Raw genomic sequence first — 7069 nt, forward strand, 5'->3', positions numbered from 1 at the left:
CCCCCTTCTTGCCGTCTTTGCCCGAAAGGAAATCCATCATGAGTCTTTCCCAGACATTGCAGGCCTTCGAAGCGCTGGACAGCGCGCACGCGTCGGGCCACACCGTGGCCACGCTGCTCGAAGGCCATCCCGGCGTCAGCGTCACCGTCACCAAGATCACCGGCGCCAACGGTTCCACCGATTTCGTGCGCATCGTCATTCCCGGCGCCCAGGGCAAACGCGCCGGCGGGCCGGCGCCCACGCTCGGCATCGTCGGTCGCCTGGGCGGCATCGGCGCGCGGCCGGGCCGCATTGGCCTGGTGTCCGACGGCGACGGCGCGGTCGCGGCCGTGGCCGCCGCGCTCAAGCTGGCGCACATGCAGGCGCAGGGCGACGTGCTGGCCGGCGACGTGATCATCGGCACGCACATCTGCCCGGATGCGCCGACCCGTCCGCACGAACCGGTGGATTTCATGGATTCGCCGGTCGACATGAAGGCCATGAACGAGCAGGAACTCAGCGCCGAGATGGACGCGGTGCTGTCGATCGACACCACCAAGGGCAACCGCATCATCAACCACAAGGGCTTCGCGCTGTCGCCGACGGTCAAGCAGGGCTACATCCTGCGCATGTCGGAAGACCTGCTGCGCATCATGGAGACGACCACCGGCCGTCCCGCCGCCACCTTCCCGATCTCGCTGCAGGACATCACGCCCTACGACAACGGCGTGTACCACGTGAACAGCATCATGCAGCCGTCGGTCGCCACCGCGGCGCCGGTGGTCGGCGTGGCCATCACCACCGAGAGCGTGGTGCCGGGCTGCGGCACGGGCGCCAGCCACGAGGTCGACATCGCGTCCGCCGCCAAGTTCGCGGTCGAAGTGGCCAAGGAATTCACCCAGGGCAAGTGCCAGTTCTTCGACCGCGACGAGTACGCGCTGCTGCTCAAGCTCTACGGTTCGCTGGCCCATCTGCAGGGCGAGCAGGTCGCCAAACACTGAACGCACGGGAGCGCCATCATGTCCGCCACGGCCAAGCTCGGCACCATCACCATCGGCCAGGCCCCCCGGCCCGACATCACGCCGATTCTCGAACGGCACCTGCCGCCCGGCACCCCCTGCCTGCACGCGGGCCTGCTCGACGGCCTGGCGCGCGATGAGATCGAACGGCGCTACGCGCCGCGGGCCGGCCAGGCCACGCTCATCACGCGGCTGCTGGACGGCTCTTCGGTGGTGGTGGACAAGGCCGCCATGCTGGCGCTGCTCACGCAGAGGATCGCGGCGCTGGAGGCCCAGGGCTGCGCCTTCGTGCTGGTGCTGTGCACCGGCGCGTTCGACGACCTGCGCGCCGCCAGCGCGTGGCTCATCGAGCCGGACCTGATCGTCTCGCCCACCGTCGCCGCCCTGGCGGGCGCGCGGCAGGTGGGCGTGATCGTGCCGCTGGCGTCGCAGGTGGCGTCCGAGGCGCACAAGTGGCGCGCGCTGCAACACGCGCCGCTGTGCGCTGTGGCCTCGCCCTATGCCGACGGCAGTGAGTCCCTGGCCGAGGCGGCCCGAGAACTCAAGCGGCAGGGCGCCGACCTGCTGGTGCTCGACTGCATGGGGTTCGTCGAACGCCATCGGACGGCGGCCGCGGCGGCGTCCGGCCTGCCGGTGATGCTGTCGAACGCGGTGATTGCGCGGCTGACGGCGGAGCTGCTGACACAGGCAGACTGATACGCGCGTGTTGACGGCGGCCGGCTAGTAACGTATCGTTTTGCGCAGTTACTATCCGAGCGTCGCCATGCACTCCCGTTTCGACCGATTTCGCGCCACCCCGCTCGGGCAGCAGCTCGAGGCCCTGATCGATGAGCCCGGCCGCTACCTCGAGTACGCGGCGCTGTCGCGGGTGGGCGTGGCCGCCGTCGCCGCCATCAGCGATGACATCGAGAGGTTGTTTCCCGAAGTCGCGGCGGACACCACCGCGCGGCAGTTCTGCGGCGCGCTGGTGGCCGACCTGATGCGGCGCCACGGGCACGACGTGGTGCAGGCGCGCGGCCGGGTGGCGGGCCCGGTCTTCAGCTATGGCGCGGTGTTCAGCCCGCGGCCCGTGGCGCTGCCGTTCGCCGGCGTCATCGACGAGCTGGCGCGCATGCCGGACGCGCTGGCCGGCCTGATGGGGCGGGTGCCCGCGGCGTGGCGCACCCGCCGGCCCGAAGGCACCGGCTTTTCGGCCACCGAACACGTCTGCCACCTGCGCGACCTGGACGCCGTGTTCACCCAGCGCATCGCGGCCATCCTGGCCGCGCCGCTGCCGCGCATCGATTCCGTCGACGGCACGGCCCTGGCGGCCGAGCGCGACTACCAGGAACAGGACCCGGACGCCGCGCTGGCGTCGTTCCGCCGCGGCCGGGCGCAGTTGTGCGCCTCGCTGCGCAAGCTGGACGCGGCGGCGCTGGCGCGCTGCGGCCTGCGCGACGGCCTGCACCGCATGACGCTGGAGCAGATCGCGCGCGAGCTGCTCGACCACGACCGCACCCATTGCCAGGAACTGGAGGAACTGCTCGCCGAGCTGGCGCCGCCGGCCGCCCGCGGCAAAGGCGGCCCCGCATGAGCCGCGCGTCCGCCGCGCCGCCGATGCTGCTGATCCACGGCCTCATCGGCGCTTTCGATGTCGACGCGGGCCTGCCACCGCACGCCGCGCCGCCGCTGCTGGGCTACGGCGAACACCAGGCGACGCCGCCGGCGCGCATCTCGCTGCCGGCGCAGGTCGAGCACCTGCGCGCGTTCATCGACACGCATTTCGATGGCGTCGCGGTCGACCTGGTGGGGCATTCGGTCGGCGGCGCGGTGGCGATGCTGCTGGCGCAGGCCTATCCGCAGCGGGTGCGCCGCATCGTCAATGTCGAGGGCAATTTCACGCTGGCCGACGCGTTCTGGTCGGCGTCCGTGGCGCGCATGAGCGCGGGCGAGGCCGAGGCCATGCTGGACGGCTTTCGCGCCGATCCGCTCGGCTGGCTGGGCGGCGCGGTGGCCGAGCCCCGGCCGCATTGGCGCGACACCGCCGCCCGCTGGCTCGCCCAGCAGCCGGCCTCGACGCTGCGTGCCATGGCGGCGTCGGTGGTGGCGGTGACGGGCGCGGCAGGTTACCAGGACACCTTGCGGCAGGTGTTCGCGCGCCATCCTGTGTACCTGCTGTCGGGCGGGCGTTCGCACGCCGGCTGGAACGTGCCAGACTGGGCCTGGCGCGCCTGCGCGGGGCGGCAGGCGCTGGACGGCTGCGGCCACCTGATGATGCTGGAGCGGCCCGAGGCATTCGTGGCGGCGCTGCGCCACTGCCTGGGGCATGACGGCAATTAAAGCGGGGGCATCGGCTATATTTCCAGCGCCTCCTGTCTCTCGCGGGCCGTTGCCGGCCCCACTGAATCCCATGTCCGAAAAACCCGTCGAACCGCAAGCCGTCCTCAGCCCCAACGCCCGCTACGCGATCTTCATCGTCGCCACGCTGAACCCCGGCGCCGACAACGCCGCCGCCGTGCGCGCCTGGTGCGAAGACGTCGGCAACCTGGTGCGCACCGTCGGCACGCGCGCGGTGGCGGCCGACCTGTCCTGTGTCTGTGGTTTCGGCTCGGCGGCCTGGGACACGCTGTTCGGCGCGCCGCGGCCCGCCGGCCTGCATCCGTTCCGCGAGATCGGCGCGGGCGAGCGCGTCGCCGTCTCGACGCCCGGCGACATCCTGCTGCACATTCGCGCCGAAGCCATGGACGCCTGTTTCGAGCTGGCCACCTTGCTGGTGGCCGCGCTGGGCTCGGCGGCCACCGTGGTCGATGAAGTGCATGGCTTCCGCTACTTCGACCGGCGCGCCATCATCGGCTTCGTCGACGGCACCGAGAACCCGCAGGGCTTCGAGCTGCCCGGCTACACCCTGATCGGCGACGAGGACGAAGCGTTCGCCGGCGGCAGCTACGTGCTGGTGCAGAAGTACCTGCACGACATGGCGGCCTGGGAAAAGCTGTCGACCGAACAGCAGGAACTCATCATCGGCCGCCGCAAGCTCACCAACGTCGAACTGCCCGACGACGTCAAGCCGTCGTACTCGCACAGCGCCCTGACCACCCTGGAAGAGGATGGCCAGGAGATCAAGATCCTGCGCGACAACATGCCGTTCGGCCGCGCCGGCGCTGGCGAATTTGGCACCTACTTCATCGGCTACGCGCGTTCGCCCAAGCCGATCGAACAGATGCTCGAGAACATGTTCGTCGGCCGTCCGGCCGGCAACTACGACCGCCTGCTGGACTACAGCCGCGCCGTCACCGGCAGCCTGTTCTTCGTGCCGTCGGCCGAGCTGCTGGACGAGCTGGCCGGACGCGAAGGCTGATCGGTATCAGTCGGGAATCTGCGGCTCCACCAGCCGCATCAACTGCGCCAGCGATTCCTGCCAGCCCAGGTAGCACATCTCCGGCGGAATCACCGCGGGGATGTTCTCCTGCACCACGGTCATCTCCGTGCCGCAGGAGACCTTGCGCAGGGTGATGGTGGTCTGCATCTGTCCCGGCAGGTTCGGATCGTCGAACTGGTCCGTGTAGCGGATCTTCTCGCCCGGCACCAGTTCCAGGTACTCGCCGCCGAAATCGTGGGCGTGGCCGGTGCCGAAATTGCGGAACGACATGCGGTGCCGCCCGCCCACCCGCGCGTCCAGTTCATGGACCTCGCAGGTGAAGCCGTAGGGCGGCAGCCAGCGCACGACCGCGTCGGGTTCGAGGAAGGCGCGGTAGACGCGTTCGGGAGTGGTGCGCAGGACGCGATGCAGGGTCACGGTGCCAGTCGTCATGATGAATCCGCCTTTGAAGGGAAGTTGAGCGTACTGGTTCGACGTTCGAGCATCCCGCGGATCGACATGACTGGCATGGGGACAAACCCTAGGTCGTCGCCCTGTCGGCTTGCGCCGCCGTTTCCCGCAGCAGCACATCCTCATAGAAGGCGCCGATCGGCAGCGCGCGGTCGCGCACCTGGATCTCCAGCACCCAGATGCCGTCGGCGGGCACGAAATCCGCCTGCGCCAGTTGGTGCTTGCCGTAGAGCGCGTGCGGAAAATCCGCCACGCGGTGGCCCGGGATCTCGCGCACCAGTTCGCAGCCGTGCTGGCGGGCGTGCGCCTCGGCGCGGTCGTACAGGGCGGCGCCGGTCAGGCCCTGGAGCCAGTCCTCGCGGGTGCGCTCGAACACCTGGCGCGCGGCCTCGGCGCAGCGCTCATGGTCGGCGTCGGCGCCCAGCACGAAGGTGTCGCCGTAGTCGCCCTCGTAGCCGTCCCAGACCGGGCCGATGTCGACCACGAACACGTCCTCTTCCCGCAGGCGGCGCTGGAAGTCGGTGGGCTGCACCGCGGGCGACTGCGAGTCGGGGCCGAAGCGGATGTAGGTGGGGTGCCAGTTGTGCGACGAACCCATCTGGCGCAGGTGCGCGTCGGCCGCGTTGACCGCCTCGCGCGTGGTCATGCCGGGCCGCATCAGCGCGGCGATCTCGCGCACCGCGTCGCGCGAGCGGCGACGCGCCTCGAGGATGCCGTCCAGGGTGAAGTGGCTGCCGACCCGTTCCCAGGGATGGGCGGGGGCGGCCGGCGCGCCGGCGGCGGCCGCGTCCTGCGAGGGCAGGAACGCTTCCGCGTGGAAGCGGTCGCGCGCCAGTCCGGCCGCGCCCAGCCGCTCGCGCGCCGCCCGCACCATCGCCGGGTTGCCGCAGGCGTAGACCACGGTGCGGGTCCAGTCATGGTCGGCGGCGAGGGCGGCGTCCTGCACATGCCAGGGGGCGGCGGCCTGCGCGGCGGGGGGCTCCGACAGCACGGCGTGCCAGGCGAAGCCGGCGCCCTTGCCCTGCAGCGCATCGAGCAGCGGTCCCGCGTAGCAATCGTCCTCCGTCCGGCCGCCCCAGTAGAGCGTGACGCGCTTGAAGCGCGGGTCCCGCAGCGCTTGCATCAGGATCGGATGGATGCCGGCGTAGCCGGTGCCGGTGGCCAGCAGCACCAGGTGCTCGATGTCCGCGGGCCAGCCGTCGGCCGGCCAGACGCAGGCGCCCTGCGGGCCTTCCAGGGACAGCGTATCGCCGGGCATCAGGCGCGGCAGGATGCGTTCGGTGAAGCCGCCGCCGGGCATGCGGCGGATGTGGAATTCGAGTTGCGCGGGGCCGGCGGCGGCGGGTACGTTGGCGATCGAGAAGGGGCGCTGGCTGCCGTCTTCCAGCAGGAAACGCACGTGCTGGCCGGCCTGCCAGGTGAAGGCGGCTTCGCCGCGCACCGCGATGACCAGCCGGGTGACGTCGGCCGTCAGCGGCGCGCGCGACAGCACGGTGGCCTCGCGCCGCTGCAGCGGCCGGGGCGGGGCCTGCCAATGCGGAAACCGCAGCGTCAGGTCGCTGGCGGCGCGGCACTGGCACATCAGCAGTTCGTCGTCGGCGGTGACGTAGGAATGTTCATTGGGCGGCGCGATGCGTTCGTGGCGGCCGGCGGTGACCACCGCCCGGCAGGCGCCGCATTCGCCGCGCTGACAGGAGAAGGGCACGGCCGCGCCCTGGGCCAGCGCGGCGTCCAGGATCGAGGTGGCGCCATCGTAGGTGAATTGGCCGCTGGCGAGCGTGATGGTGTGGGTGGGCATGGCACGGTTCCGAAAGACGGGTCGATGGGCGTAATGTAGGGATAGAATGGCTGGGTGAAATAGGGCCATTTCCATGAATATGAGCAAGCCACTTACATGAGCAAGCCACTGGTGCGCGATGCCCGGCTGGAATCCAGCCTCGACCTGCCGGTCGACCCGCCGCGCGCGGGAGAATCCAAGCAGGCCTGGGTCTACCGGCAGATCCGCGAACGGATCCTGCGCGGCGTGCTGCCCTCGGGCGGGCGGCTGCCGTCCACCCGCGACCTGGCGGCGCGCTGGCACGTGGCCCGCTCCACGGTCGAGGCCGCCTACGACCAGTTGCGCGGCGAGGGCTATACCGCGGGCGCGGTCGGTTCCGGCACCTACGTGGCGGCGGTCATCCCGGACAATTTCTTCCGGCGCGGCCTGCCTGGCGATGACGGCGCGGCCAGCGGACCGGGCGCGGCCAGCGGACCGGGCGCGGCC

General features: G+C 70.9%; 8 protein-coding genes. 6 read left to right on the top strand and 2 right to left on the bottom strand.

Features of this window, described 5'->3' with window-relative positions; genetic code table 11:
* Nucleotides 1-38 precede the first annotated feature (38 nt).
* The 5 genes from HV783_RS25855 to HV783_RS25875 all read left to right on the top strand — a co-directional run bounded on the left by HV783_RS25855 (nt 39) and on the right by HV783_RS25875 (nt 4335).
* Nucleotides 39-980: a DUF1177 domain-containing protein gene (locus tag HV783_RS25855; RefSeq protein ID WP_054502894.1), complete on the top strand. Its 942-nt coding sequence runs from the start codon at nt 39-41 to the stop codon at nt 978-980.
* Nucleotides 981-998: 18 nt separating this feature from the next.
* On the top strand, nt 999-1694 hold the full coding sequence (locus HV783_RS25860; protein WP_175143158.1) for an AroM family protein: 696 nt from the start codon (nt 999-1001) through the stop codon (nt 1692-1694).
* Nucleotides 1695-1761: 67 nt separating this feature from the next.
* Entirely contained in the window at nt 1762-2571 is an 810-nt protein-coding gene (locus tag HV783_RS25865) for a DinB family protein (protein WP_175190140.1), read from the top strand.
* Nucleotides 2568-3317 carry an alpha/beta fold hydrolase gene (locus HV783_RS25870; RefSeq protein WP_054502892.1) on the top strand — a complete coding sequence of 250 codons (750 nt, stop codon included), beginning with the start codon at nt 2568-2570 and terminating at the stop codon, nt 3315-3317. The genes HV783_RS25865 and HV783_RS25870 overlap by 4 nt, the downstream gene beginning before the upstream one ends.
* A 70-nt stretch (nt 3318-3387) precedes the next feature.
* A complete protein-coding gene (locus HV783_RS25875; RefSeq protein ID WP_054502891.1) occupies nt 3388-4335 on the top strand; it encodes a Dyp-type peroxidase in 948 nt (315 codons plus the stop codon).
* Nucleotides 4336-4341: 6 nt separating this feature from the next.
* Here the strand turns inward: HV783_RS25875 and HV783_RS25880 are convergent, their stop codons facing one another.
* Both HV783_RS25880 and HV783_RS25885 read right to left on the bottom strand, forming a co-directional pair.
* Entirely contained in the window at nt 4342-4788 is a 447-nt protein-coding gene (locus HV783_RS25880) for an SRPBCC family protein (protein ID WP_116791795.1), read from the bottom strand.
* Between the two features lie 88 nt (nt 4789-4876).
* Nucleotides 4877-6604: an NAD(P)H dependent flavin oxidoreductase family protein gene (locus tag HV783_RS25885; protein ID WP_175190141.1), complete on the bottom strand. Its 1728-nt coding sequence runs from the start codon at nt 6602-6604 to the stop codon at nt 4877-4879.
* 96 nt (nt 6605-6700) lie between these two features.
* On the opposite strand from HV783_RS25885, the gene HV783_RS25890 reads away from it, so the two are divergent.
* Nucleotides 6701-7069 (top strand): GntR family transcriptional regulator (locus HV783_RS25890; RefSeq protein WP_254604046.1); only part of this gene is annotated, 369 nt, incomplete at its 3' end.

The organism is Achromobacter dolens, assembly GCF_902859745.1.
GTDB classification, from domain to species: domain Bacteria; phylum Pseudomonadota; class Gammaproteobacteria; order Burkholderiales; family Burkholderiaceae_B; genus Achromobacter; species Achromobacter dolens.